Raw genomic sequence first — 25,398 nt, 5'->3', positions numbered from 1 at the left:
CTTTGGGGCAGTACGCCGTGACTCGCGATGCACGGATTCCGGGTCGCCGCGATGATGCCCCGTCCGGAAAATGACCGGCAATACGAAAACGCTTCCAGTGGCTGAAAATACCGGCGAAGGCGCTTAAAGTTTTGGGAACCACAACTGCAACTAAGACCGACAGTAGCATGGGGTAGTGGCCCGCGTACGGTAAATAATTCCACTCTGTTAGTTGCGGTAAAAACACTCCCCGCGTGGCGCGTTAAACCCTCACCTCCCGGTCATAGATATTGATCCACCCGGAGCACAGCGTTTCAGGAAGAGCGGTCGCCCTTCACGGCTCGGAGGACACGACTATTCCGGTGCCACGATCCGTACCGTTCAGCCCGGCGCCGACCTCATCGGCCCGTACGCCGGTCCCAAGATCAGGGCCGCGCAGCTGTTGCGGCGCGGCCCTGATCACGTGCGCCGGCCACCTCGATGCTGTCCGGGTCCGCGGTCAGGTCCAGAGTGCAGGCGCCGCCGCCGTGGCGCAGGGCGCCTTCCGCATGTCGTGGGAGGCGTTCATCGACTGGAAGGCATGAGGCATGGCTATGGAACTGTGAAGTGGTTCGACGCGGAAAAGGGCTTCGGCTTCATCGCCCAGGACAGCGACGGCGCGGACGTCTTCGCCCACTATTCCCCGATCAACTCCTTGGGCTTCCGTGAGCTCCAGGAAGGCCAGGCCCTGACGTTTGACGTCACCCAAGGCCAGCCTTATGATCATGCTCCTAAAGCGGGTGTCGCAGGTTCGAATCCTGCCGGGGGCACCACAGAATTGCAGCTCAGCGCACTAAAGGTCTTCCAGGGAACCACCCTAGAAGGCCTTTGGGTGCGCAATGGGAACATCCTGGGAACATGGAACTGCGCATTAGTCGCACTTCGGACATTCTTCAACGATCTGACGGAAAGCCCCCGTCTCTACGGCCAGACGAGCCTCAGTGTCGGCGACGGCTGGGAGAGACCGCCGACACCTGGTCGATGCGGGAGCGTCGATCGTTGGCCTGATGGTGGATGCCCGCGTCATTGCTCATTCCGCGTGGCAAGGTTGTTCGCGCAACGGAGAAGGAGCGGCCGCGGACCTTCGGGTACCGCTGCCGCTCCTTGCTTACTCCCGCTGCGTCGCTGCGTGGGTGCTCGGTCGGCTACCTGAGGTACACCAGTCCGTGGTGATCGTCGGGCGGCCGCTGGTGCCAGCCACGACGATCTTGACCGTGTGCTTGGCGCTCGTGCTCCAGGTCTTGGTCCAGATCGCGTCGCGGTACCTGGTGGCGGAGGACTTCAGGTCCACGGTGGCCAATTTGGCGCCATCGACGTACACGTACGCCTGGCCGGAGGTGGAGGCGCGGGAGACGACCCAGGCGGCCGAGCGGCCGGTGAAGGTCCAGGTCAGGCTGGCGATCTTCGAGGAGCTGGAGGAGGACTTGCCGCCCAGGTAGCTGGTGGACGACCAGACCGCACTTGTGCACGGTGGTGTGAGTGGCCAGCACGTAGCGCGGGAGGAGCGCCCTGACCGGCGCGGTACTGGACGTCAGCCGCCTGAGGGCATGCGCAAACAGCCGGAGCGCCTGTCTCAGATCGACGCCCAGCTGTACCCATGCAGGTCCTCCCGCGTGCTTCGGCGTAGACCTGGTCGGGTCGACGGGGCGGAGTGGTCAGTGTTTGAAGGCGTCCTTGATCTTTGCCGCGGCCTGCTTCGTGTTGCCCTTCACTTGGTCGGCGCGGCCTTCGGCCTGCAGGCGCCGGCTGCCGGTGGCGCGGCCGACAGCCTTCTTGGTGCGGCCTTTCACCGCTTCGGCTTTGTGCGCGATCTTCTTCGAGATAGTCATGGGTGGCCATCCTGGGTGAATTATCTGCTGGGGGTCCGGTGGCAGGAATACCGGGACCATCTGCCATTGAGTGGCCGTGCCTCACTCAGGGGGCTACTGGTTCCGCCCGCCGCCAGCGGTGCCCTTGGACCTGCTCTCACCGGCATTCTGGCCCTGCTGCTTGGCCTGCTCCTGCAGGCGCCGGGCCTGCTCCTGATCTGAACCACCGAGCACGCGGAGAAAGCCGACCGGGAGCGCGCGAAGAGAGCAACTCGGCAACCCACTAGCGAGAATCCGGTCATGGTGCGCCTCGCCGAGGTGCCCGCGAGGACCGGCCGGACGGGTCGTGAGGGCCGGGCGGGTGGTCAGGTGCTGAGCAGGCGGTCGAAGAAGGACCGGTATTGGCGCAGGGCCAGGCGCAGGTCCTCGGTGGCGACCTCCTCGCCGCGGTGCCATTGGCCTTCGAGTCCCTTTTTGTGGTCGGCGAAAGTGGTGGCGAGCAGTTGCATGACCTCGGCGACGAGCCCGTCTGCCGCAAGGACCGACTGCTGTGGGTCATCGACGAATCCCTGCTGGATCTCCTGCCACCTGGTGCGGAGGTCTTCTGTCTCCTGGGGCCCGAGGAGCGGGGCAGTATCGGGTTCCTGCGCGGAGGCGTCGCGTTCGCCGACTGCGGCGGCCGGTTCGTTTCCGGCCTCGTCCGTGATTCTGGTCCTGGGTGCTGCCCGGTCGGCATCGGGGACTGCCGACAGGTCATCGTCCGGGCGCTGTTGCGGTGCATCTGTGCGAGGCCGGGCGAAGTCCTCGGTGGACAGACTCTCTTCGACGGGTTCGGGATACTCGTCGCGTCCGGATGCTCTCTGCATGTCCCTTCACCTCCATGGGGTGGTGGCACAATCCCGGCTACTGGGCACTCATCGGCGTTTCTCATCCGGCGAACCGGTGCCGTCATGCAGCAGTTCCTCGAACAGCGCCCGGTAGTGGACCATCGCGCTCCGCAGTTCCTCCGTCGAGGTGTCCCTGCCTCCGGCGCGCTCGTTGATCTCATGGGCGACGCGGTAGTGCTCCAGCGTCCGGGAGTGTTCGACCGAGAGGTCCCGCTTCTGTTGCTCGTAACTGTCGGTCGGGTAGCCACGCTCGCTCATGAGCGTGGTCACGAGCCGGTCCGCCTCACCCACGGCCTGGTCGGGACGGTCGACGAAGTGCTCCTGCACACTGGTCCAGTCCCGGGCGTACCGGTCCCGGACCGTCGACGGCAGCGGCCTGAGCTCCAGAGTTTCGTGCCGTTCCTCCCTCGCGCGCAGGTCGCGGTCGGCCGCTCCACGACTGTGCTTCGCCTCGACCGTGCGCTCGTATTCCGGCCCGAAACGCTCCCGCAGGTGCCGGCGCCGGGTCATGGTCCGCAGGGCCAGCGCGACCAGAGCCAGGACGACCACGACAGCCACGATGATGACGATTGTCTCCATCGCATCCTCCACTCATTGACAGCTCACACCGGCAGCCAGATCTGGGGCGAACGAGGGTTACCCCCGCGGGTGCCGTCCCTTGGTGTGCCACATTCCAGGATTTCACGAATTGCCCTATTTGCGCCTTTGGGGTAAGTGGCGGATTGAAGGTCGTCGCGTGCGACACCTTTGGTGCTCGCCGCTCTCGAGGCCCTGGCCAGTGGTCGGGCCCTCCGGCCGCACGTGCAGGGCATCGGCCTCGCCACGGAGGGCGGCGGGGGTTTCGTCGCCGCTGGATGCCTCTTCTCCCGCCGTGGGTACGCTAAGAGTGGGTGTTCTTCATGGAATGGCTGACACGGCTGCCTGTGATCGCACGGCTGATGCGTACGCACGTATGGCGCGCGTACGAGCGGCTGGCCGACGTCCACTGGGCCCGGCTCGCCGCCGCGATCACCTTCACCAGTTTCGTCGCGCTCTTTCCGCTGATCACGGTGGGCGCGGCGATCGGCGCCAAGCTGCTGAGCGAGGAGCAGCTCGGGAAACTCCAGGACAAGATCGCCGACCAGGCGCCGGGCCTTTCCGGCCTGCTGGACCTGGACAGCCTCGTCGCACACGCCGGAGCCGTCGGGCTCATCGCGGGCGCGCTGCTGCTCGTGATCGGCATCAACTGGGTCGGTGCCCTGCGCGGGTGCCTGCGCGCGGTGTGGGAGAAGGAGCAGGACCCGGGAAATCCGATCCTGCTTAGAATCAAGGACACAGCGGTGCTGGTCGGTCTCGGCGCGGTCGGGCTGGTCGCAATCGGCAGTTCGGTCTTCGCGAACAGCGCGGTGGGCTGGGCCGCCGACAAGGTCGGGATCGAGGGCGGGGCGGGACGGGCGGTGCTGTTCTTCGCCGGCCTGGCCATCGCCCTGCTCGTCGACTTCCTGCTGCTGGTCTACCTGCTCACCCGGCTGCCGCGGGTGCATCCCGGCCGACGCGCGGTCGTGGTCGCCAGCCTGATCGGCGCGGTCGGCTTCGAACTGCTCAAGCTGCTGCTGACCGGCTATCTGCAAGGCGTCGCAGGCAAGAGCATGTACGGCGCCTTCGCTGTGCCGGTCGCCGTCGTTCTGTGGATCAACCTCATGGCCAGGCTGCTGCTGTACTGCGCCGCCTGGACGGCGACGGCGGTGCAGCCCAGCAGAACAGCCGAGACTGAGGGCCCGGATTCGGAGATCAGCCCCGCAGGCAACAACGCACCACAGCGCGCGGCGGCCGACAGCGGCGCACCAGCAGCACCGCGCCGCACGGCGCCTCCAGCGCGCGACCTGTAACCCGAGCGCGGTCAAAGCCGCCGATTTTGTGCTTGTCCTGCCGGTCAAGCTGGTCGGCCCCTGGCAGACTCCACCGCCGTCACGAGAACGTCGACCGTCAGGAGACGAGGTGAGTGCCTGAAGGGCGGGCTGACGTGCCACGTTGAGGCTGCGGAACCCCGTACGGATGGCGATCACCGAGGCCACCACGGGGCGGTGATCGACCCAGTGCAGCCCACGGCGGCGTTCCCGCGGTCTCTAGCGCGGTCCCGGTGACGCGTTGGACGCATGTGGGACCTGACGGAAGAGTCCCAGAGGCCGAAGAGCGGCGTGCCGAGGTCGCGCTGCTTCTTGCTGAGGTAGAAGCCGATGTGCAGGGCCTGATCGAGACACGCAGAGACCATGCTGTCAGCGCATCGCGGCCTCTCGAGGTCGGCCGTTCGCGCTGTGCGCCCTCTCCCCAGTCCAGTCAGGGGTGACCAGCTCCGGGTCCGTATCTCATCCTCGGCGTTTGAGTGCGTGTGTCACGCGCGGGATCTCCTCGTGCACCAGCCGGCCGACCAGGACCCCGCCGAAGACGACGACGCCCACGCCGACCAGCCAGGACTGGATGACCAGGACGGTTCCGACGGGGCCGTAAGTGACGGCGTTGGATGCGATCAATGGTGAGAAGACGAGCCGGGAGAAGACCCTCAGGCCGAGCAGCACGATCACGGTGGCCACCGTGATCGGGCAACAGGGCACGCCAGCGGATCCGCCCGCCGAGCAGCATCCGCTGGGACCACCAGATGAACAGGACGGCGCTCAGCGACGCGACGGCCCCACCCGCCAGGGGTTCGCGCCGCAGCGTGGTGGTGGCCGAGACGAAGAGGTATCCGGTGAGGACGACGAGCCACACCACATGCCGCCACCTGGCCCACCAGCGGGCCGGCGGCAGATCCCAGACCTTCTCGTAGCCGGTCTGCACCGCCGCACCGAAGGTCAGGCCGAACACGGCAAGGGCGGCGATACCGAAGGCGGTCGTGGTCCGTAGTGCCTGACCGGGGCCGGTGAACAGCTGCTCGACCTGCTGCCTGGAGGCCGTCGCAACGCCGAGCCCTTCCCCCAGCCACTGCGCGAACCCCCGCCCGTGCTCGGGGTCGGCAGAGGAGACAATGATCAGCAGCGGCACGAGCGTGAGGAACCCCAGCGCCGCGAAGCCCAGCGAACGCGACCCCAGCTCAAGATCCCTGCTCCGCCGCCATCCACGCCCGACTGGTGAACGGCTGATCATGCGGCGCAGCCGCCCGAGCAGAGATGGACGGCCTGCGCTACCGGAAGGCGTCAGCGGCATGGCTGTCGACTACCACGGTCGGTACCGTCACCGCGCGAGGCGCGACGCAGAGGTCCCCGATAGCCTGGAAGAGCAAAGTGCCACCGGGCTCAGCGGGCTGCGACTGCCTGTGGGGGCCAGCTCGCACCGGCCCGGATCAACGGCAAGCCTGCCATCGCCTCCCAGCGCGCAGGGACCAGAAACCGGCTCCCCGGGTGCTCCTGCCGGTTCGGCTGGGCAGGGCCACATCTGGCCGGGGCCGCTACACGACGGAGCCGCCCGGCGGCCGCCACATTAGTCCTGTGTGCCGAGTGCGCCGCCACCATCTTCGCGGAGGCGCGGCGATGCAGTCCCCCGGTTCAACCGGCTGTCACGGTGTGAGACCGGCCTGGCCGGGAAACCGCATGTCAGCGGCCTGCGCGGCCGCCGGCCGGCAAAGCAGGCGTCGTCCTTGAATTCTCCGCGGGCGCGGGGGCGATTTCCCGTGGGGGAGGACCCGCGTCCATACCTGCGGCTCAGTCTGAGCGGGCCCGGGGTTGCACCGAGCCGCCGGCCCCTTTCGCAGAGAGTTTCACCATCATGATCAGGAACACCGCGGCCCGTCCCTCGCCGCCGGAGGCGTCCGGCAGCGACTTCGCCCGGCTGTCGAGGAAGATCACTGACGCTGGTCTGCTGGGGCGCCGCCCCGGCTATTACACGGTCCGGATCACAACGGTGGCCGGGCTCTATGCCGGCGGGTGGACCGCCTTCGCGCTCATCGGCGACAGTTGGTGGACACTGGCGGTCGCCGCCTTCCTGGCCGTCGTCTTCGGCCAGGTCGCCCTGGTCGCCCATGACGTAGCTCACCGTCAGGTGTTCCGTCGGCGCCGGGCCAGCGAGGTGTCCGGGCGGATCGCCGGAGCCGGTATCGGGATGGGCTACGGGTGGTGGCATGACAAGCACACCCGCCACCACGCCAACCCCAACCATGAGGAACTCGACCCTGACCTCGACCCCGACCTGCTGGTCTGGTCCCAGGATCAGGCCCGGATCGCCACGGGGCTCCCTCGTCTGATCGGCCGCTGGCAGGCGTTCCTGTTCTTTCCGCTCCTGACGCTGGAGGGCTTCAACCTGCACGTGTCGAGCGTGAAGGCGCTGGCCAATCGCTCGCTCAAGAACCGAACGCTCGACGGCGCCCTGCTGTTCGCGCACTTCGTGACCTATCTGACCGTGCTGTTCTGGGTGCTGCCGCCCGGCATGGCGATTGCCTTCCTCACAGTCCAGCAGGGTCTGTTCGGCGTGTACCTCGGCCTGCTGTTCGCGCCCAACCACAAGGGCATGCCGATCCTGAGTGGCAAGGACCGTCCGGATTTCCTCCGCCGCCAAGTGCTCACCTCGCGCAACGTGCGCGGCGGCTGGTTCACCGACGTTGCACTGGGCGGGCTGAACCACCAGATCGAGCATCATCTGTTCCCCAGCATGCCCAGCCCTCATCTCCGCAAGGCCCGGCCCATCGTCCGGCGCTACTGCGAGGAACTGGGGGTGGATTACGTAGAGACCGGCCTGATTGCCTCCTACCGGCAGGCCCTCACCAGCCTCCATCGGGCCGGAGCCCCGCTGCGGAACGCCCGCGTCCCCGCCTAGGGACCAGGCAGTCCTAGACGACGACTTCCCCTCGGCAGCCTTGCCGCCCCCAGCGCGCCTGCCCAGGGACCCAACCCAGCCGACTGGCCCGGCTTTAACAGTTGCAATCTGCCGCGGGGAGCAGTGGCCGGTGAGCCGGGCTGGCGCGGAGAAGTCCGATGCAGCACTCCAGCGTCTGGACCCGTGAGCCGTTCGGGTCCTTTCCTGGCATTTCGCCCCGGCGACTCCGTTCCCTCGCGGTTTGCTGTCGTGGTGCGGGGGAAATCCGACGCCGGTGCTCCCAGCCCGCCTGCGTACGCGGTCGCACCTTCGAGGAGATCGCCGAGGACAGTCGAGACAGGGGCCCAGGATGCATCGCGACAAGCTTGGGATCTACCTGAATGACCACCTGGCCGGTGCCACCTTCGGCATCGGACTCGCGCAGCGCATCGCCCACCAGCACCGCCACTCGGCACGCAGCGCCGACCTGCAGCGCATCTCCGACGAGATCGCCCAGGACCGGCAGACCCTGCTCGAACTGATGGACGCACTCGGCGTCCCCGCTCTCCGCTACAAGGTCTACGGTGGCTGGGCGGCCGAGAGGCTCGGGCGCCTGAAACCAAACGGCGTCCTGTACCGGCGCTCCGGGCTGAGCACGTTCATCGAGCTCGAGACCCTGCGGCTGGGAGTCGAGGGGAAGACGTTGATCTGGCGCACGCTGCTCGTCGTGGCCGCGGGCGAGCCCCGTCTGGATGAATCCCAGCTGCAAGATCTGCTGGACCGGGCGCGGGGCCAGATCGACACGCTGGAGAAGCTGCGCCTCACGGCAGCGGCGGCGATCTTCTCCCCCGGAGTGCGCAGCGTGACTTCAGACAGCCCGTGACTACGGGCGACGTCGTCGCCCGTAGTAGTCGACAGGCATACCGATGAAACCCTCCGATGCCGCGGGTCGTTCATCTCCGCCGCGGGCCACGTCCCGGACCGGCGGTGAGTGCCCACCGGCACCCACCGGAGGGGCTTGGCTCCTGCCCGTTCTGCTTCATTCCGACGATGAGGTCGCCGGCCCTCTGCCGGAACAGCCGCGCCGCACCAGGGGCGGCACACTGGGACAGCCCGCTGAGAGAGCCGGAGTCATAGCTGGACCCGGGCCGCCGACGACGAGGGTGGCTGTGCTCACGGAGTGTCGCAGTAGCCGTGACTCAACTGAGCCTGAGCAGGTCAACGCCTTCTGATTCACCCGATCGGCCCACTCCGATGGTCCGATCAGGTGCTGGCGTAGTTGCATGGACGAGCGGGATGGGGCCCGGTCCGCAGCCCGTTACCCGGCTTCGCCCCAGGCAAGCGATCCACGGCCCGCTGGGGCTTTAAACCAGGGGAGAGGTCGATGTACGAGATGATCGCCGACCCTGCGACGACCGGTGCCGAAGTCATGTGGCACGTACGGGCCAAGGATGATGCCCGCACCACACTTTGCGGACTGCAGGTCGCACAAACCGTGCGTACGAGGCCGGTCTTCAATGACCCGCCGACCGAACGCTACTGCTCGCCATGTATGACCGCCGTCCACGAGAGGATGCAGTCTGAGGCACGCTGATCGGGCGCACCCCCACTGGCGTCGGGCGTCGCACAGTGCTCAGCATTTCGCTCAAAGTTGCAGTCGGTTCTTCAGTGTTCAGCGCATTGCGGCCTCTCGGGGTGCCGGTGGCCGTCGTTCTGTGGATCAACCTCATAGCCAGGCTGCTGCTGTACTGCGCCGCCTGGACGGCGACAGCGGTGCAGTCCAGCGAAACAGTCGCGGGGGAGGAACCGGAGCCTGGGATCAGCCCCACAGGTGGCGACGCGACGCAGCGGGCGACGGCCAACGGGCGTGCACGGGCAACACCGCACCGCCCGTGAGCCGAACGCGAGGCCGCGATTTCCGTGTTTGTCCTGCCGGGTCATGTCGGCAGGACCTGACCCGGCTCCACCGCTGTCACGAGGACGGCGACGGTAACCGGGCCGGGGGCGCCCCTTTGCGCTGCCGCGGCCACCGCCGCACGGACGGCGAGGGAGACATCGAGAGCGCGATGAGTCTCGGCGACCGCCAGCTGGATCTGGACGTGGCGCCCGGGGGGCTCGTCGCTGTCCTCGATCTGGACGGGGCGAGCAAGTCCTCCCCTGGCCATGGGCGCGGGCAGTCCTGGAACGGGGGCGAGGCGGGTCACGCCGGGGACAGCCATGGCAACGGTGGCCAGTTCCGCTGCCGGGTCCCGCACCGGCACCGGCCCGGGCGACGGGTGCCCGGGCTTGGTGACCGCGACGTGCGAGGCACTGGTTTCTCCGGCTGCACTTTCGGAGGCTTCGGCCGCGGTCGGCTGCTGCGCCGACGCCGGAACCTCCAGCAGGTCCGTCACATGCAGATCGACCTCGGCCACCACCAGCCCGAGACGTTCGACAGCCGCTGAGAGCAGCGTCTGCCGCAGCTGCTCCGCGATCTGGGGCAGGGGTTGCCGTGCCGGCGCCGAGAATTCCGCCTCGATCCGCAGCGGTCCGGGCGGCAGTGCGGTCCACGGCGCCGGAATACTTGGCTCCGGCGCTGCTTCCGGGTCGGCCAGGCGGATCCGCAGCGTGCCCGGCCGAATCCCGGATACTCCGGAGGCTGCGCGGCTCAGTACTCCGCTGGCCGCTTGTTCGGTGATCCAGGACCCGTCCTCGGGCCCGCCGAGCGGCAGTAGTCGGCCCAGGCCGAGTTGCTGCCGTACGGCCTTGGCCCATCCGTCACCCGTCATCGGCTCTCACCCCTTCTCTTACCGCGTTCTTTCGCTGCCGTGATGCGCCCAGACTGCCGAACTACCCTGTTGCGGCTGCTCATGCCACCTGTTCGGTGGGGCGGTCCCACGCCTGCCGCATCCCTGGAGCCGTGCCATCGAAACGGACCTAGGGTGGAAAAGCGGGCGGCAGGCTCCTCTTCTGGGAAAGGGACGACTGGCTATGACCGAGACCGGACAGCAGAACCGGCCCGAGACCTCCGGCGCGGAGTCCACGGGCGAGGGCGCCTGGAAGAACGCCGGGGTGAAGCGCGGCGACCCCGGCACGCGGGGCCGGACCACCATCGCCGATGGTGTGGTCGAGAAGATCGCCGGAATGGCGGCCCGTGATGTGGCCGGTGTCCATGCGTTGGGCAGTGGAATCTCCCGGGCCTTCGGTGCCGCGCGGGAACGCGTGCCCGGCACCACCAAATCCGTCTCGCGCGGAGTCAAGGTCGAAGTCGGCGAGACGCAGACGGCGATCGATCTGGAGATCGTCATCGACTACGGCGTCTCGATCACGGATGTGGCCGGCGCTGTGCGGGAGAGCGTGATCTCCGCCGTCGAGTGGATGACGGGCCTGGAGGTCGTCGAAGTCAACATCGCGGTCAGCGACGTGAAGCTTCCCGACGAGGAGGACGAAGAGGAAGAGCAGCCACGGCTGCGATAGCGGGTTCGATGGAACACGAAGGAGCGCACGATGAGCATGGCCGTGGTGGGCTTGGTTGCCGGGATGGCGCTCGGCTTCGCCGGGTACTTCGGCGGCTTCGGGGCTTTTCTCCTGGTGGCGGCGCTGGGCGCCGTCGGATTCGTCGCCGGGCGGTTCGTGGACGGGGACCTGGAGCTCGGTGACTTCTTCCGGCCCCGCGAGCGCGTCGACCGGCGACGGTGACCGGTGGCCCAGCCAGAGGCCGCCGCTCAGGCCGTGCCCGCAGGCGGGCGCGGTGCGATCCGTGTCGCCGATCGGGTCGTCGCGAAGATCGCCTCCCAGGCGGCTCGTGAGGCACTGCGCGGATTCAGCGAGTCCGCCCACCGCGTCCCTCCCGGCCACTCCAAGCCGCACGCGACGGTATCGGTGCGGCCCGCACCTGAACGCGAAACCGCCGCGCGGGACCCCGCCGACACGGGCGCTGCCGGGCGGAGAACTGTACTGGGCCAGGCGCGAGTGCACATCACTGTGGAGTTGGGCTACCCGTCCGACATCGGCGCGCAGTGCGGTGCGGTGCGTCGCGCAGTCGCCGAGAAGCTGAGCGGGCTGGCAGGCATGGACGTGCACCCAATCGTGGTGTCGGTCGAACAGCTGCATTCGGCGCACACGCGGGGCATGAGGCGGGGGAGGACGAGATGAGCGAACAGGAGCCGGAGTCAGCAACCCAGCGTGTGCCGGCCCTCAACCCCGATCTCCCTTCCGGAATCGGGCGCTCGTCCACCCGGGCGGGCACGCCCGGACCGGGCGCGACGGTAGGTGACGACTCCGGTCGGCACGTGCACCGGTTCTGGTCCGCGCGACGCGTGCCCGCGACGGTCGTGGCCATTCTCGCGGCAGCGGGCACGGGGCTCTTCCTGTACGACGTGGCCGCCGTACGGGCCGGCCAGTCCGCGATGCGCTGGCGGCGAAGGCTCGCCGAGGAACTGGCGACCCGGCCCCTCGACGACGGCTGGATGATCGGCGGCGCCGCGCTGGCGATGGCCGTCGGCCTGTGGCTGATGATCCTCGCGGTAACCCCCGGTCTGCGCGGACTGCTTCCGATGCGGCCCCCCGCAGAAGCCGCCGACATGCACGCGGGGCTCGACCGCACCGCCGCCGCGCTCGTGCTGCGTGACCGGGCCATGGAAGTGGCGGGCGTCCAGTCTGCCCGGATCGACGTCGGCCGTCGCAAGATCAGGGCAAGGGTGCGATCCCACTTCCGCGAGCTCGACGAGGTCCGGGCCGACCTGGAAGCGGCATTGGAAGACGGCGTACGCCAGCTCGGGCTGGCCCGGCCACCGGCCTTGTCCGTGGACGTCCGCCGCCCGAAGAAGGGGTGAGGCCACGCATGCTCAGGACTGTCAACCGGGTGCTGCTGGGACTGGCCGGGCTGGGTTTGTTCGCCCTGGGCGGCGCTGTGTTGCTCGGCGGGCTCGACCTCCAGCGTCGCTGGGACTTCCAAGTGCCCATCTGGTGGCCCTTCAGGGGACCGGCCGACGTGATCCTCGGAGACGAGGGACGGACCCGGTTCCGGGACCAGGGGTGGTGGTGGCCGGTCGTCTTCGCGGTGCTCGGCGTGCTGTTGGTCCTCCTGCTGTGGTGGCTGCTGGCTCAACTGCGCAGAAACCGCCTCGCTACGGTCCTCGTCGACAGCGGTGACGGGGCAGGAGCACGGTTGCGGGGACGGGCACTCGAAGACGTCCTGGCCGCTGAGGGAGAAGCGATGGAAGGCGTCGCGCGGGCGCACGTACGGCTGACAGGCCAGCCCACGGCCCCGCAGACACGGATGCACCTGGTACTCGAGGCGCATGCCGAACCGACAGTTGTGCTGGCGCGGTTGAGTCGGGAGGCGTTGCGCCCCGCCCAAGACTCGGCGGGCTTGGACAGCCTCCCGGCCGAGGTCCGGCTCCGGGCAGTCCACCACGCGGCTCGCCGGGCGACCTGACGGTCCAGAATGAAGGCATGGCTACGTTGGGGATCACGGTGTTGTCTTCCGGAATAGCCGTTCCTGCCCCAGTCAGGCAAGGAGATCCGGCGGCGGGCTGATGCCGGGCCGTGATCCGGCGGCGAGCTGGCCGAAGAAGCTGCCAGGCGTCGGCGCCGTCGACCGGTGGCCTGTAAGTCCTTCGAGGTACGGCCGCCCCCCTGACCAAGATCAGCCTGCTGGAGAACGGCCGCACCGCATCAGCCCACGCGATGTACGTGATCCTTGCGCGACCTATGGGGTCCAGGAGCGGCAGGTCGTCGACTCCCCGATGAAGATGGCCAGGAAATCCGGACAGCAGGGCTAGTGGAACGCCCGGCGACGTCCCGTACAGCGTCCGCATCGGCCTGGAGGCGGAAGCAGCCGCCATCCGCTCCTGCGAACCCCAGGTAATCTCCGGCCTTCTGCAGACTCCCGCCCACGCCCGAGCGGTCATCACAGGAACGATCCCTCACGCGCCCACCGAACAGGCCGCCACACGCCTTGAGGTACGGCTGCGCCGCCAGGAGCGCATCAGCAACCCGGGCTGTCCGCTGCGATTGTGGGTCGTGCTGGACGAGAGGGCGCTGCGTCGCGTCGTCGGCAGCCAAGAGATCATGCGTAAGCATCTGGAGCACCTGGTTCACATCAGCACCCGACCGCACATCACCGTGCAGGTCCTCCCGCACGACGCGGGAGCACACCCGGGCGTCTCGGGACAGTTCTCCATCCTTCAGTTCGCTGGAGAAACCTTCCGACGTGCACGCCTACGACTCCATGTACGCGCACTTGCAGGCCCAGGCCCCAACCCAGGCGAAGCAGTTCCGGTTCCGAACGGAGCAAGGACGAGCTAGCCTGTAGTCAGGCGGCTGACCTGCGAAAACGGCCACTGGCTCAACCCCCGGGCCAAGGGAGCGAGCCTGTTACTCCTCCAAAGCATCTGCGGTGCTCAACGGAACCCGACTGGGCGACGGAGCTGCGTAGACACTCCTGCCGACTCTCGAAGACCGTTCCCAAAGCCTCAGTTGGGAACCTGGTGGGAACAGCAGGACAAAGAAAGCCCGCGAAGGATCGTGAAAGATCACTCCCCCGCCTTTCCCCATCAGGCCGCTGACCTGCGAAAATAGCGAAACATCAAGCCAGATAAGGCAAGACGAGTAACCTTATGATCATGCTCCTAAAGCGGGTATCGCAGGTTCGAATCCTGTCGGGGGCACAAAGTATTAGCGCTCTGCCCTGGGGTTTCTCCCCCAGGGAGGCGTTGTATCCGGCCTCGGACTCCTCGTCCGGGGCCGTTTGCGTGGGCGGCGCGTGAGCGGACGGGTCGCCGGCTCCCGAGGTGGTTGCCATGCTCTCCCACTCGGGGAGATGTACGCGGTCCGATCCGGCTCGGTGGAGCGGCCAGGGTTGTTCGTCCCGGCCAGCGGGGCTGCTGTCTGCTCAGTTCAGCCCCACGGGCGGGGCGCCTCCGCCTCCTCCGCAGCGGCAATCGCGGGAACCTCCCCCGGTGTTCCTACGCGGCGCCCGCAGCAGTCAGTAGCGCGACCGGCAGCAACAGAATCCACTGCGGCAGCCGGAGCAGTGGCTTCGGCCAGCCGACCGACAGCGAGACGGCCAGGAAGGCCGCTGCGTAGGCGAAGAAGTGCGCGGCGACGAACCACGCGACCAGGTCGGCCCCTGCCGTACCGTCCGCCAGGGCAAGGTAGACCAAGCCGGCTGCGGAGAGCACCAGGTCCACGGTGACCATGTGCCACACGGCATGCATGACGCGCTTGGGTTCGTCTGCGAGCCCGCAGGAGAGCAGTGGGCGCACTACGTCCCGGTGCCCGGCGACGATGTGTACTGCGGCCACGCCGAATGCGGTGATGCCCGCTGCGAGAAGCCAGCCGTTCATCGGATCTCAATTCCTTTGGCTACGACGGTAGCCAGCCGGCCGGCCAGCTGCGGGGTGGGGTGCTCTCCGACCAGTCCGATGTGGAAGAACACTGCTCCTGCCAGCGTGTCCAGGACCAGGTCCACGGGTGTATCGGCGGCGATCTCCCCGCGCAGCACGGCGCGTTCGAAGACGATCAGCAGCCGTTCCTTCGACGGCGCCAGGAAGTCGCTGCGGATGCGCGCCTTCAGGGCCGGGTCGGCCGCGAAGTCAGCGAGCAGCCCAGGGAGCGCCGCTGCAGCGGCAGGCGAGTGGAACTCCTCGACCAGGCCCTGCAGCAGTACGGTCAGATCCCCGGTCAGCGTCCCGGTGTCCGGTATCGGCGCTTGGTCGGTAGTGGTGAACACGGCCTCGAAGACCAGCTCCGGCTTGCCCGACCAGCGCCGGTAGATCGTGTCCTTGCCGACACCGGCCCGCGCAGCCACGCCCCCGATCGACGTCGCGGCATAGCCCAACTCGGCCACCAGCGCTGCGGTCGCGCTGATGATCGCCTCGTGCGAACGGGGATCCCTGGGGCGCCCCCTGGAGGGCGGAGAGGAACTCATGGCATTTATCTTACGGGTCGACCCGTTTGATAAACACACCGGGTAGCGGATCGGCTGGTACACATGGTCAGCGGTTGCGGTCTGGAACCCGATCAGGGCCCCGGACAGGGCTGACTTGTGCGCCGCCGCCCGGCCCGGGGCAGCCGAAGCACCAACGCCGCGACCGTCGTGGCCGAGGCGGTCCCCCCGGCGATGACCGTGCTCCAGAGCAGGGCGGCGGACACCAAGGACGCGCCGAAGATACGCGGGCATGCTCACCCGCGGTCACCGGAAAGACCGGATCAGCCCCGAGCCGCCCGTCCCGAGCCGCCGGCCGCCCGCCGGAACCGCTGACGCGGCGGCCCGGGATGTCCTACCGTCGGTTCGTGCGACGGATGGGCGGTGCTGTGACCGGTATCAGGGCAGGCTTGAGCACGTTACGACCCCCCAGGAGCAGGTGACCGTGGGACCGGAGCGCCATCGTGTCGCCGCCGTGCTCGGCTCCCTCCAGGGCACCGGCTACCTCCTGACGGACCGTCTGGTCCTGACCTCCGGGCATGTCGTGAAGAATCGCTACCTGGTGAAGGTGGCCGCTCTCGACGGCGTCGGTGAGGTCGACTGCATCGTCGTGTGGGCGCGGAACGACCGCGAATGCGATGCCGCGCTCCTGGTCGCCAGGCGGGATCTGCTGCCTCCCGAGCTGGCCGGCCAACTGGAGCCTGTGCGCTGGGGTGTTCCCTCGGGACTTGAGCCCGTCGAGTCCTGCCAGGCGATCGGCTTCCCCCAGATGCAGCGCGACAGCGAGAACGGCCTCGACACGGAGCAGATCGTCGGCACGTTCAAGCCCGGCTCGCGCATGGTCCGCTCCCGGTACGTCCTCGACAGCCCCCATACGCCGCCCCTCACCCCGTCGGACGGCCAGTCACCGTGGGCGGGCATGTCCGGGGCCGCGCTGTTCGCCGAGGGAATGATCATCGGCGTCGTGGTGACCGACCCGGAGAACTGGCAGCACGGGCGCCTCGAAGCCGTACGAAGCCGGGTGCTCTTCGGCGATCCGGACTTCGTCGGGCAACTGGTGGAAAACACCGGCCACCAGCCGACCGTGGACGCCCTGTCGGGCCCCGACCACAACCCGCATGCCGAGTTCGAGCGCCGGTACGCCGCCTACGTGGCCGAGTACTACAGCGAACTCACCATCTTCGGGCTGGACTTCAGCCGCCAGGAACACGCCCAGTGGCCGCTGGACACGGCCTATCTGAGTCTGGAGCTGGCACCCCACCACACCAGGCGGTCAGGATCACAGACGCCCGCCGGTGATACAGACGGCCGGTTCCGGGACGCGGTCGGGGGCGAAAGGCGGCGCGTGGAGGCAGCGTTCGCCCGCCAGACCCGCATCCTGCTGCGCGGCCAGGCCGGCTCCGGCAAGACGACGCTGGTGCAATGGCTCGCCGTGACCGCGGCCCGGCAGGACTTCCCGCCAGGGCTCGGGCATCTCCAGGGCTGCCTGCCCTTCGTACTCCCCCTGCGCACCCTCACCCGTCGCGACGCGCTGCCGGAACCGCACGAGTTCCTCGCCGCGGTCGGCAATCCGCTGCACAGCCTGCAGCCCGACGGCTGGGCGGACCAAGTCCTCCAGTCCGGACGCGGGTTGCTGCTCATCGACGGTGTGGACGAGATTCAGGAGGGCGACCGGCAGCAGACCCGGGACTGGCTCACCAAGCTCATCACCCTCTATCGCGACTGCGTCTTCCTCGTGACGACCCGCCCCTCGGCCGTGGACGACGGCTGGCTGAACCGCCAGGAGTTCACCGAGCTCAACCTGCTGCCCATGAACCGCCAGGACGTCACCGCGTTCATGCACCGCTGGCACCGGGCAGCCGCCCGGACCGTCCAGCATCCCGAGGAAAGGGCCAAGCTGGAGGAGTACGGGCAGGTACTGGCCGATGCCCTGCCGCGCAAGAACGACCTGGCCCGCCTCGCCACCAACCCCCTTATGTGCGCGATGATCTGCGCCCTCCACCGGGACCGCGACTCCTATCTGCCGCAGAACCGGCTACAGCTCTACAAGGCCGCGCTCAGCGCGCTGCTGGTCCGCCGTGACGCGCAGCGGCAGGTCTCCGCAAAACTGGACATCAACGAGGACGCGCAGCTGTGGCTGCTGCAGCGGCTCGCCTACTGGATGATCCGCAACGGCCAGACCGAGGCCGACCGTTCCCATGCGCTGAAGGTCATCGCCGACGCGCTGCGCTCGATGCCCCAGGTCGCCTCGCCCGACCAGGCCGACCGGGTCCTGGACCACCTTCTGCTGCGAAGCGGCATCCTGCGCGCGCCCTCACCCGACACCGTGGAATTCGTCCACCGCACCTTCCAGGACTATCTCGGCGCCGAGGCCGCAGTGGACAGTCAGGACCTCCCTCTGGTGGCCGCGCACGCCCACGAGCCGCAGTGGGAAGACGTGGTGCGGATGGCGGTAGGCCACGCCCGCGCGGACGAACGCGCGATGCTGCTGCGCAGGCTGCTCGAGCTCGGCAACCGGGCGGCTTCACCGCAACGCGAGCGCCTGCACCTGCTCGCCGCCGCGTGCCTGGAGCATGCGACGGTCCTCGACCCGGACGTCCACGCCGAGATCGAACAGCATGCGGCCGCCCTGGTGCCCCCCGAGAGCCTGGCGGACGCCGAGCTCCTCGCACAGGCCGGAACGGTGGCTCTGGATCTGCTCCCGTCGCCCGAAGGGCTCACCGCCACTCAGGCCAAGGCAGTCGTCCGCACCGCCCGCCTGCTGGGCGGGGAGCACGCGTACCAAGTGCTGCACACCTTCCGGACACATCCGGACCTGGGCGTACGGCAGGAACTCGCGGACGCGTGGGAAGGCTTCGACTCCCAGGCGTATGCGGAGGGCATCCTTGCCCACACCTCCTTGGAGGGGGTACGCCTCACCGCGGCGGGCACGGAACAGCTCTCGGCACTCGCCGGCATCGGCACGGTCCCCGTGCTCCGCTGTGTGGGCGACCTTCCGGCAGCAGCCCTGTCGCCTGTGCTGGTCCGCGCCCGCCCGGACGACTTCACCCTGGAAGCCAACGACGTGCTGTGGAACCTGGACCTGCTGGCATCGGACCTGCCCGACCTGTCCACACTGCGCCTCTCCGACTGCGGCGGCCTGACGGACTATTCCGCACTTCCGCAGCTGCGCATGAGCTCCATCGTCCTGCGGAATGTGCCCAGCGGCTCCGACCTGTTCCCGCTGCGGGATGTGGAGACACTGCGCGATGCGACGTTCCAATGGCACCGGGGCGGGACGGTACGCCACCTCAGCCTGTCGGCGGACTTCCCGCTTCCCGAAGGCCTCCAAAGTCTGGGGCTCTTCGGCAACTTGAGCGTCCAGGGCCTCGATGCCACCGCCCGCTTGCGGCATCTCGCCTCACTCACCCTGTCCTGTATGCCGTTACCGGCCGAGGAGCTGGCCACGCTCAGCCGGCTCCCGTCGCTGAGGGACCTGACCTTCGCCGTCGAAGACCTCTGCCGGCGGGATGTCTCCGAGGTGGTCGCCCTGCCCGGAGTGACCAGGGCTGAGGTGACGCTCTACGCCACCGAGGACTTCTGCACGACGGATCACCTCCGGCGTATGCTCCCCGCGCTCCGTGCACTCGACCTGTGCATCCAGTTCGTGCACTCGGGCCGCCGGCCGGTGACGCTGGACCTCTCCCCGCTCTCCGACCTGTCCGACGTCTCGGTCGCTGTGGAAGGGGTGTCCCCCCAAGCCCTGCGCGTCATCGCAGCCGAACAGCTGCCGCACGGTTCCGTGGTACACGGGCAGTGGGCCCAGGCGCGCCCCGCATTCATCGCTCCGCGGCCGACCGCCCCCTGGTGGCGACGCCGCCTCGGCGGCCGCTGAGCCCGCCGCTCAGCCCGGCGCCGAGCCAAGCCGACTCACCCCTCACGCGCGGCAGTCCGCCCTCATCTGGGCCGCCGCGTGGTGCGCCCCGTCGCGTTCGTCGCTGCCCCAGTCCTCGCCTCGGTCCACCAGTTGCACCGCCAGCTGCTGGTTGCTGACCGGGATCTTCTCGACGATCAGGCCTCTGCCGCGCAGCGATGTCTGGTCGATCTCGAAGGACTTGATCGCGCTGTCCCCGTCGTCGGGATCGGCCAGCACGAGGTACGTCGTCGGCTTGCCCGCCACATCGCGGTCCCGGTCGCTTTCCGGGATGACGACGGACACCGAGCAGGTCGTGTAGCCGCTGCCCACGTACCAGGACCAGGTCGCCGTGCCACCGCTGTCCTTGGTCGTGCTGCCCGACATGGGGATCGCGGTGAAGGAGCCGTCGCAGCCGTCGCCCTTGTGGCCGCCCACTTGCACCGTGTACCAGCCGCCGTCGCCGTCGCTGTAGCGGCCCCGCTCGCGGTAGCGGCCGCCGCCGGTGCAGCCGGGGCCCGCCCAGGCGGAGTACGACGGGCCGTTGGCATTCTGCGGAGGCTTCGGCTTGCGCGGACCGATCCGGGTCGGGGTCGGCAAGGGCGAGCGGGATGCGGAGGGAGACGGGGAGGTGCCGGGCAGTGCCGTGGGTTCGATGCGCTCCGGGGCTCCACCGAGGTCGCCGGGGACGAAGTCGGAATCGTCGGCCGCCTCAGCCGGAGCCGAGTCGTCCCCGTACAGCGTGATCGCCGAGACGATCAGCGCGAACGCGGTCAGCACAGCTCCCCCGGCCAGCAGGATCTTTCCGGTACGGGAGAGGAGAGAAACGCGTCCCGCCAGCGTCTCCCGTGCAACCCACGCCCCGCCCGCGCCCCGACTGTCCCTGTCGCCCTCACTACCGCTACCGCCCACACCGCCCACACCACACTCCAGACACCTCAGACCTGGCAGCGCGCCTCTGCCGTTGCCACCGCATCGTTCGCACGCCATGCCACACCTGAACCAGTAGACCAACCAAGCGGTATGTCAAGGCAGTCCACTATGCATCAGCGCGCCAGGCGGAGATAGGTGTTAACGCCGGTAATGGGACAGCGGCCGTAAGAGGGTCAGCGGAGTTCGTCGGGACAGGGCGTCCCGCGCGGCAGTTGGTAGGGGGCCGCCAGCCGGTAGACACCCGGGGCGGGCGCGAGCAGTTCGGTCCACTCGTCGCCTTCCGTGTCCTCCTCCGCCTTCAGCAGGCAGCCGTTCCGGTTGTCGAAGGTCTTCGGCCCCTCCTCGCGCGCCTTCGACTCCTCCGTCTCCTCCGGCCCCTTCACCTTCTGGCCCTGCTCGTCGACGATGCTCAGCCACGGCGAGTACGGGACCCGGATCAGCACCCGGCCCGCCGTCTTCACCTGGATCGTGAGCTCGCCCGCACCCGCGTGGTCCACCGTGGCCGGCGGGTCGGCCAGCGGCATCGGATCCTTCACCGCGAACAGCTGCCAGTTCGCGTCGCTCCAGATCCGCGTCAGATACGGCTGCCCCTCACGCACCAGCTCCGCCTCCTGCTTCGCCCCGCTGGAGTCGGGCGAGCCCTTCGGCAGCACCACATAGTGGACCGCCCACCGGTCCAGCCAGGCCCGGTAGCCGTCCGAGGTCAGCGTCTTGTCCTCGTCGTAGAAGAGGGGATTGCGCTTCATGTCCGCCTGCCGGTTCCAGCCGCGGGCCAGATTGACGTACGGAGCCAGAGCCGACGCCTCGCGGTGGCTGCTCGCGGGAACCACCTCGACCCGGCCACGCTCGGCGCGGACCTGCTGGAGTCGGTTGACCAGCGGTGCGAGCTCACGGTTCCAGGACGCGGCCGGGGCCGTACGCACCATGTCGTCCACGGCTTTGAAGCCGATCCAGAAGTTCAGCCCGAGGAAGGCGAGGACGAGCGCGTACCACTTGCGGGAGCGCGGCACGGTGTACGGCAGCGCCGCCAGCAGCACCACGCCCGCGAAGAGCATCGGGAGCCGGGACACGTTCGAACCGATCTGGGAATCGATCGCCCAGGTCAGCAGCGTGCCGAGGGTGTAGACCGCCGCGGCGGCGCGGACCGTGCGCCAGTCCTTCGGTACGAGAACGAGGACGAAGACCCCGTAGAGGAACGGCAACGAGGTCGACCAGAACGACATCGGCTGCGTACCGGAGAAGGGGAACAGCCAGGCGGAGAGGGCCACGACCACGACCGGGGCGATACCGAGGGCGTACGCGCCCGGGCGGCGGCGGTTCAGGAACAGCGCCGCCGCGACGACGCCGAGGAACAGCCCGGCGACCGGGCTCGACGCGGTGGCGAGGCCGGCGAGCGGGGCTGCCACCGCCGCTTTGGCCCAGCGATTCATTCTCCAGCGGTGTGGCCAGCAGAAGACCGCGGCCACCGCGCCGAGCGCGAACATCATGCCGAGGCCGAAGGTCACCCGGCCGGAGAGCGCGTTGCAGAGGAAGGCGAAGACCCCGGCCAGCGAGCAGGCCACGGGATTGCGGACGGCGCGGACGCGGACCAGTATCAGCGCGGTCAGGGCGGCGGAGACCGTACCGGCGATCATCATCGTCGAGCGGACGCCGAGCAGGGACATCAGATACGGCGAGACGACGCTGTACGAGACGGGATGCATCCCGCCGTACCAGGCGAGGTTGTACGCGGAGTCGGGGTGGCGGCCGACGAACTCTGCCCAGGCGTCCTGGGCCGCGATGTCGCCGCCGCTGTTCGCGAGGAAGAAGAACCAGATCAGGTGCGTGAGCGCGGCGAGTGCGGTCGCGATGAGTACGGGGTGGCGGCTCAGCCGGTCGCAGAGGTCGTCGAGGGGGCTGGGGTCCACCTTGCCGGGCAGGGGGATACGTATTCGCGGCCCTGCGTCGGGGCTGCTTCTGCCGTCCGCCTGTGTCGGCTCAGCGGTGGTCACTGCGGCTCTCCCCGTCCTCCCCGGCTGTGCCGTTGTCCCCCGGCCTGCCAACCTCCGACGTGCTTCGTGCTGACGACGTTCCGCGCGTTCCGTACTTACGTTCCATGCTCAAGGACGCTGTCCCGGCGCCCGAAGTTGCCCCGGGACGCTAGCACGCGGGCGTCCCGGGACCCCGGGACGCCCGCGCCGACGGCCGGCTGCTAGCCGATGCGGGTGAGCCTGTCGCCCAATCCAGGTTCCGCCAGGTCCCGCTGGAGCGCTACCGGTGAGCTGACCCTGCCGGTACCGGTGCCGACGGACAGCTGGCCGACGATGGTGCCCGCCTTGGCCGAGTGAGGAACCGTCCTGCCTCCGTCGGCGAGCTCGATCTCGACCTTCAGACCGGCCCAGCCGACTGCCTTGAGCTCCTTGGTGGCGACGACGGGGGTCCGGCCGCCGAGGCCGTCGTCGACGTATCCGACGACATCGCCCTTCTTGATGACGGTCGCGGAGGTCACGCCGTCCTGGGCAGCCTCGATCACCTTGATGCTGTGGGTGATCGCCAGCTCCAGCTTGTCGTTGAGGATGGCGGCGTTCTGGACGCCCATCGTGATGCCGACGATGCGCCGCACCTTGCCGTCGACCACGGCGTTGGCGGACCAGAGCAGGTTGCCGCCGGCCGGGGTGGACGAACCGGTCTTGATGCCGCCCACGCCCTCCTTCAGCAGGGCCCTGTCGTTGTTGTTCCTGATATTCCCGTCGATGCCGGGGATCGTGGTGAAGGTCGTGTTGACGATCTCCCGGAACACGTCGTTCTGCATGACCGCCTTGGCCAGCTTGAGCTGGTCCTGCGGGGTGGAGACGGTGGTGGCCTTCAGTCCGCTGGGGTCCGTGTAGGTGCTGTTGGTCATGCCGAGTTCCTTGGCGGCGTCGTTCATCTTCTTGACGAACTCGGCTTCGGACTTGGCGTCCCAGCGGGCGAGGAGGCGTGCGGCGTTGTTGCCGGACGGGATCATCAGCAGTTGCAGCATCTGCCGCTCGGTGAACTGCTGCCCCTTCGAAATCGGCGCGGTCGACTCGTCGCCGAGCTTCGACTCGTCCTCGGCCTGCTGGTCGACCGTGATCTTCGGGCCGACTTCGGCGCCCTTGATCGGGTGGTCCTTGAGGATCACGTACGCCGTCATCGTCTTGGCGATGCTGGCGATCGGGGCGGGCTTCTGGGCGCCATACGTCCCGAGGCTGCCGACGCCCTCGACCTCGACGGCCCCCTGCCCCTCGCCGGGCCAGGGCAGGGCGAACCGCCCGCCCTTGAAGGTGAAGGTGGGCTCGGTCGAGAGGGCGAGCTCGGGGGCGGGGAGCGGACGGAAAGCCTGCGCGATCGCAAAGATGATCAGCAGCAGCACGACGAGCGGCGTCCAGATCTTGATCCGCCGCACGACGGTGCGGACGGGAGTCTGGGGTGGCGGCGGGGTGTTCGTCAGCTCGGCGAGAAGGTCGAGCGGCGGCAGCGGCGGCATGGGCTGCTGCTTGGTCCGCTCGGCCTCGGTGAGCGAGACGGGAGGCGCGGGTTCCTCCGGCTTGGCGGGGGCGGGGGTGCGTACGGCTTCGGCCCGCAGCGGCACGAAGGTGCTGGTCCGCTCGGCGGGCGCCTCTGGCCGGGGCGCCGGGGGCACTTTGAGCGCGGTGGTGGGCTGGTCGACGGCGGGCCGCCGGAGCGCCTTGAAGACGGCGGTGGGCTGATCGACAGCGGGCTTGGACGGCTTTGCTTCCGCAGATCCGGGTGCGGTGGGCGCGGCCTTGGCCTCGGCGTCGGGGGACGCGCCCGGCTTGGCGGCCTCGCCCTCCGCGGCGGCGGATTCCGGCGAACCGGAGGCCCTGTCCTTCGGCGCGTCGGCGCTCCGCGTGGGGGGCCTGTCGCCGGGGCCTTCCTCGGCATCGGCGTTGCCGTCCGTCTCCTCGGAAGCGCCGGCTTTGTCCTTGGCGGATGGCGCTGCTTCGTCCGCCACTTCGCCGGACTCCGCCGAATCGGCCGCACCGTCGCCGGGGGCGTCCTCGGTGTCAGCACCGGTCTCGCGGGCATCGCCGGAGGCGTCCACGGCGACCGGAGCGTCCCCGTCCGCGTCGTCGACCTGCGACTCCGCCTGCTCGCCCGCGTCCGCGCCGTCGGCGTGCGCGTCGTCGGCGCCCGCAGGCGCGTCCCGCCCTACGGCCTCAGACGTATCCTCAGCCCCACCGTCGTCGCCGGAGGCATCCTCGACGGCCGGAACGTCCTCGTCCGCGTCGTCGGCGCCCGCAGGCGCGTCCTCGCGCCCGTCGGCATCCGCGGCGTCGTCGCCGGAGGCGTCCACGGCGACCGGAGCGTCCCCGTCCGCGGCCTCGGCCTGCGACTCCGCCTGCTCGCCCGCTTCGGCGTCGCTGAGGCCCGCAGGCGCGTCCTCACGCCCGTCGCCGTCCTGTTGCACGGCGTCAGACGCATCCGCATCCGCGCCGTCGTCGCTGGAGGCGTCCACCGCGACCGGAGCGTCCCCGTCCGCGGCCTCGGCCTGCGGATCCGCCTCCTCGCCCGCGTCCGCCTCTTCGGCGCCCGCAGGCGCGTCCTCACGCGCGTCAGGATCGCCCGATCCCGCGTCGCCAGACGCATCCGCATCCACATCCACATCCACGTCGCCAGACGCGTCACCGTCCGCGTCCCCGTCCGCGCTCGCCACCCACGCCGCCACCGCCGCGCGCAACCTCGTGTCGTTCTCCACCGAGCCCGACTCCGTGCCCGGCTCCGCGACGGACCGCGAGTCCTGCCCGGCGTCCTGGTCCGTGCTCGGTCCGCCGCTCCGCTCGGACGGTGGCAGCTTGAACACAGCCGTCGGCTGGTCCACCGCGGGGGCCGTCGCCCCCGGCGATGCCTGACGGAACACGGCGAGACGCGGGTCGCGTTCACCCGGAGTCGTCTCCCCCGACGACTTCCGCTGCTCCGACTTGTCGGGGGACTCGCCCGCCACCGTGCCTCCTTCATGAGTCATACGTCTTGCTTCATGAGTCATACGTCTTGCGTCTCGCGTTGTGCGTGTTGCGCAATAAGCACGTCGCACGGGCGCCGTCATCACGACAGCCCGTGTTGTCCGAACCATCTACCAGTGTCCTGTGTGAGAGCACGCCCCCAGCGCATAGACGAGAACGACATACCTGCCGGTTCCCATAGAAACCACCCAGGCGCTCTCGA

19 protein-coding genes, 1 tRNA gene and 3 pseudogenes are annotated in these 25,398 nt (G+C 68.9%); 12 read left to right on the top strand and 11 right to left on the bottom strand.

Annotated elements, in window-relative coordinates; genetic code table 11:
• Nucleotides 1-559: 559 nt before the first annotated feature.
• Together ACZ3H8_RS26945 and ACZ3H8_RS26940 are read left to right on the top strand one after the other, a co-directional pair.
• Nucleotides 560-688: pseudogene (locus ACZ3H8_RS26945) on the top strand (cold-shock protein); the annotation flags it as partial.
• Nucleotides 678-791, top strand: a tRNA-OTHER gene (locus tag ACZ3H8_RS26940). The pseudogene ACZ3H8_RS26945 and the gene ACZ3H8_RS26940, both read left to right, overlap by 11 nt.
• Nucleotides 792-1,126: 335 nt before the next feature.
• Here ACZ3H8_RS26940 and ACZ3H8_RS26935 read toward each other — a convergent pair.
• The 4 genes and pseudogenes from ACZ3H8_RS26935 to ACZ3H8_RS26920 all read right to left on the bottom strand — a co-directional run.
• A pseudogene (locus ACZ3H8_RS26935) lies at nucleotides 1,127-1,468 on the bottom strand (hypothetical protein); the annotation flags it as partial.
• 205 nt (nucleotides 1,469-1,673) lie between these two features.
• Nucleotides 1,674-1,847, bottom strand: a complete 174-nt coding sequence (locus ACZ3H8_RS26930; protein ID WP_467406075.1) for a CsbD family protein — start codon at nucleotides 1,845-1,847, stop codon at nucleotides 1,674-1,676.
• A 344-nt stretch (nucleotides 1,848-2,191) separates the two neighbouring features.
• Complete coding sequence (locus ACZ3H8_RS26925) at nucleotides 2,192-2,692, bottom strand: hypothetical protein (protein ID WP_467406074.1); 501 nt, start codon at nucleotides 2,690-2,692, stop codon at nucleotides 2,192-2,194.
• Nucleotides 2,693-2,740: 48 nt separating this feature from the next.
• On the bottom strand, nucleotides 2,741-3,292 hold the full coding sequence (locus ACZ3H8_RS26920) for a hypothetical protein (protein ID WP_467406071.1): 552 nt from the start codon (nucleotides 3,290-3,292) through the stop codon (nucleotides 2,741-2,743).
• Between the two features lie 320 nt (nucleotides 3,293-3,612).
• On the opposite strand from ACZ3H8_RS26920, the gene ACZ3H8_RS26915 reads away from it, so the two are divergent.
• Nucleotides 3,613-4,581, top strand: coding sequence for a YihY/virulence factor BrkB family protein (locus tag ACZ3H8_RS26915; protein WP_467406069.1), 969 nt, complete (start codon nucleotides 3,613-3,615; stop codon nucleotides 4,579-4,581).
• A 477-nt stretch (nucleotides 4,582-5,058) separates the two neighbouring features.
• Here the strand turns inward: ACZ3H8_RS26915 and ACZ3H8_RS26910 are convergent.
• Nucleotides 5,059-5,893: pseudogene (locus tag ACZ3H8_RS26910) on the bottom strand (ribonuclease BN).
• A 558-nt stretch (nucleotides 5,894-6,451) separates the two neighbouring features.
• On the opposite strand from ACZ3H8_RS26910, the gene ACZ3H8_RS26905 reads away from it, so the two are divergent.
• Nucleotides 6,452-7,495, top strand: coding sequence for a fatty acid desaturase family protein (locus ACZ3H8_RS26905; protein WP_467406068.1), 1,044 nt, complete (start codon nucleotides 6,452-6,454; stop codon nucleotides 7,493-7,495).
• A gap of 349 nt (nucleotides 7,496-7,844) precedes the next feature.
• Complete coding sequence (locus ACZ3H8_RS26900; RefSeq protein WP_467406065.1) at nucleotides 7,845-8,357, top strand: hypothetical protein; 513 nt, start codon at nucleotides 7,845-7,847, stop codon at nucleotides 8,355-8,357.
• 1,054 nt (nucleotides 8,358-9,411) lie between these two features.
• On the opposite strand, the gene ACZ3H8_RS26895 is transcribed toward ACZ3H8_RS26900, so the two are convergent.
• The gene (locus ACZ3H8_RS26895; RefSeq protein WP_467406063.1) at nucleotides 9,412-10,242 is read right to left on the bottom strand and encodes a hypothetical protein; all 831 of its coding nucleotides are present in this window, start codon (nucleotides 10,240-10,242) and stop codon (nucleotides 9,412-9,414) included.
• A gap of 202 nt (nucleotides 10,243-10,444) precedes the next feature.
• Between ACZ3H8_RS26895 and ACZ3H8_RS26890 the strand changes: the two genes are divergently transcribed.
• The 6 genes from ACZ3H8_RS26890 to ACZ3H8_RS26865 all read left to right on the top strand — a co-directional run bounded on the left by ACZ3H8_RS26890 (nucleotide 10,445) and on the right by ACZ3H8_RS26865 (nucleotide 13,765).
• The gene (locus tag ACZ3H8_RS26890; protein WP_467406060.1) at nucleotides 10,445-10,930 is read left to right on the top strand and encodes an Asp23/Gls24 family envelope stress response protein; all 486 of its coding nucleotides are present in this window, start codon (nucleotides 10,445-10,447) and stop codon (nucleotides 10,928-10,930) included.
• 30 nt (nucleotides 10,931-10,960) lie between these two features.
• On the top strand, nucleotides 10,961-11,152 hold the full coding sequence (locus ACZ3H8_RS26885) for a hypothetical protein (RefSeq protein WP_467406059.1): 192 nt from the start codon (nucleotides 10,961-10,963) through the stop codon (nucleotides 11,150-11,152).
• Between the two features lie 3 nt (nucleotides 11,153-11,155).
• Nucleotides 11,156-11,608 (top strand): Asp23/Gls24 family envelope stress response protein, encoded by a 453-nt coding sequence (locus ACZ3H8_RS26880; RefSeq protein ID WP_467406057.1) that lies wholly within the window; start codon nucleotides 11,156-11,158, stop codon nucleotides 11,606-11,608.
• Nucleotides 11,605-12,288, top strand: a complete 684-nt coding sequence (locus ACZ3H8_RS26875; protein WP_467406055.1) for a DUF6286 domain-containing protein — start codon at nucleotides 11,605-11,607, stop codon at nucleotides 12,286-12,288. The genes ACZ3H8_RS26880 and ACZ3H8_RS26875 overlap by 4 nt, the downstream gene beginning before the upstream one ends.
• Nucleotides 12,289-12,296: 8 nt before the next feature.
• Complete coding sequence (gene amaP / locus ACZ3H8_RS26870; protein WP_467406054.1) at nucleotides 12,297-12,893, top strand: alkaline shock response membrane anchor protein AmaP; 597 nt, start codon at nucleotides 12,297-12,299, stop codon at nucleotides 12,891-12,893.
• Nucleotides 12,894-13,273: 380 nt separating this feature from the next.
• Entirely contained in the window at nucleotides 13,274-13,765 is a 492-nt protein-coding gene (locus ACZ3H8_RS26865; RefSeq protein ID WP_467406153.1) for a DUF5753 domain-containing protein, read from the top strand.
• Nucleotides 13,766-14,424: 659 nt separating this feature from the next.
• On the opposite strand, the gene ACZ3H8_RS26860 is transcribed toward ACZ3H8_RS26865, so the two are convergent.
• Both ACZ3H8_RS26860 and ACZ3H8_RS26855 read right to left on the bottom strand, forming a co-directional pair.
• The gene (locus tag ACZ3H8_RS26860) at nucleotides 14,425-14,805 is read right to left on the bottom strand and encodes a hypothetical protein (protein WP_467406052.1); all 381 of its coding nucleotides are present in this window, start codon (nucleotides 14,803-14,805) and stop codon (nucleotides 14,425-14,427) included.
• On the bottom strand, nucleotides 14,802-15,389 hold the full coding sequence (locus ACZ3H8_RS26855) for a TetR/AcrR family transcriptional regulator (protein ID WP_467406051.1): 588 nt from the start codon (nucleotides 15,387-15,389) through the stop codon (nucleotides 14,802-14,804). The genes ACZ3H8_RS26860 and ACZ3H8_RS26855 overlap by 4 nt, the downstream gene beginning before the upstream one ends.
• A gap of 436 nt (nucleotides 15,390-15,825) precedes the next feature.
• Between ACZ3H8_RS26855 and ACZ3H8_RS26850 the strand changes: the two genes are divergently transcribed.
• Entirely contained in the window at nucleotides 15,826-19,260 is a 3,435-nt protein-coding gene (locus ACZ3H8_RS26850; protein ID WP_467406048.1) for an NACHT domain-containing protein, read from the top strand.
• Between the two features lie 42 nt (nucleotides 19,261-19,302).
• On the opposite strand, the gene ACZ3H8_RS26845 is transcribed toward ACZ3H8_RS26850, so the two are convergent.
• The 3 genes from ACZ3H8_RS26845 to ACZ3H8_RS26835 all read right to left on the bottom strand — a co-directional run bounded on the left by ACZ3H8_RS26845 (nucleotide 19,303) and on the right by ACZ3H8_RS26835 (nucleotide 25,198).
• Complete coding sequence (locus tag ACZ3H8_RS26845; protein WP_467406047.1) at nucleotides 19,303-20,190, bottom strand: adhesin; 888 nt, start codon at nucleotides 20,188-20,190, stop codon at nucleotides 19,303-19,305.
• Nucleotides 20,191-20,384: 194 nt separating this feature from the next.
• On the bottom strand, nucleotides 20,385-22,118 hold the full coding sequence (locus ACZ3H8_RS26840; protein WP_467406152.1) for an MFS transporter: 1,734 nt from the start codon (nucleotides 22,116-22,118) through the stop codon (nucleotides 20,385-20,387).
• Nucleotides 22,119-22,402: 284 nt separating this feature from the next.
• Nucleotides 22,403-25,198: a serine hydrolase gene (locus ACZ3H8_RS26835; RefSeq protein ID WP_467406044.1), complete on the bottom strand. Its 2,796-nt coding sequence runs from the start codon at nucleotides 25,196-25,198 to the stop codon at nucleotides 22,403-22,405.
• Nucleotides 25,199-25,398: the final 200 nt, after the last annotated feature.

The sequence above is a fragment of the Streptomyces sp. NPDC002868 genome, from assembly GCF_055563295.1.
This window is presented reverse-complemented; position numbering and strand designations above follow the sequence as displayed.

Excerpts from the sequence above, each read along its gene's own strand:
- ACZ3H8_RS26930 (WP_467406075.1), bottom strand. The coding sequence starts at position 1,847 with ATGACTATCTCGAAGAAGATCGCGCACAAAGCCGAAGCGGTGAAAGGC.
- ACZ3H8_RS26925 (WP_467406074.1), bottom strand. The coding sequence starts at position 2,692 with ATGCAGAGAGCATCCGGACGCGACGAGTATCCCGAACCCGTCGAAGAG.
- ACZ3H8_RS26920 (WP_467406071.1), bottom strand. The coding sequence starts at position 3,292 with ATGGAGACAATCGTCATCATCGTGGCTGTCGTGGTCGTCCTGGCTCTG.
- ACZ3H8_RS26915 (WP_467406069.1), top strand. The coding sequence starts at position 3,613 with ATGGAATGGCTGACACGGCTGCCTGTGATCGCACGGCTGATGCGTACG.
- ACZ3H8_RS26905 (WP_467406068.1), top strand. The coding sequence starts at position 6,452 with ATGATCAGGAACACCGCGGCCCGTCCCTCGCCGCCGGAGGCGTCCGGC.
- ACZ3H8_RS26900 (WP_467406065.1), top strand. The coding sequence starts at position 7,845 with ATGCATCGCGACAAGCTTGGGATCTACCTGAATGACCACCTGGCCGGT.
- ACZ3H8_RS26895 (WP_467406063.1), bottom strand. The coding sequence starts at position 10,242 with ATGACGGGTGACGGATGGGCCAAGGCCGTACGGCAGCAACTCGGCCTG.
- ACZ3H8_RS26890 (WP_467406060.1), top strand. The coding sequence starts at position 10,445 with ATGACCGAGACCGGACAGCAGAACCGGCCCGAGACCTCCGGCGCGGAG.
- ACZ3H8_RS26885 (WP_467406059.1), top strand. The coding sequence starts at position 10,961 with ATGAGCATGGCCGTGGTGGGCTTGGTTGCCGGGATGGCGCTCGGCTTC.
- ACZ3H8_RS26875 (WP_467406055.1), top strand. The coding sequence starts at position 11,605 with ATGAGCGAACAGGAGCCGGAGTCAGCAACCCAGCGTGTGCCGGCCCTC.
- amaP (WP_467406054.1), top strand. The coding sequence starts at position 12,297 with ATGCTCAGGACTGTCAACCGGGTGCTGCTGGGACTGGCCGGGCTGGGT.
- ACZ3H8_RS26860 (WP_467406052.1), bottom strand. The coding sequence starts at position 14,805 with ATGAACGGCTGGCTTCTCGCAGCGGGCATCACCGCATTCGGCGTGGCC.
- ACZ3H8_RS26855 (WP_467406051.1), bottom strand. The coding sequence starts at position 15,389 with ATGAGTTCCTCTCCGCCCTCCAGGGGGCGCCCCAGGGATCCCCGTTCG.
- ACZ3H8_RS26835 (WP_467406044.1), bottom strand. The coding sequence starts at position 25,198 with ATGACTCATGAAGGAGGCACGGTGGCGGGCGAGTCCCCCGACAAGTCG.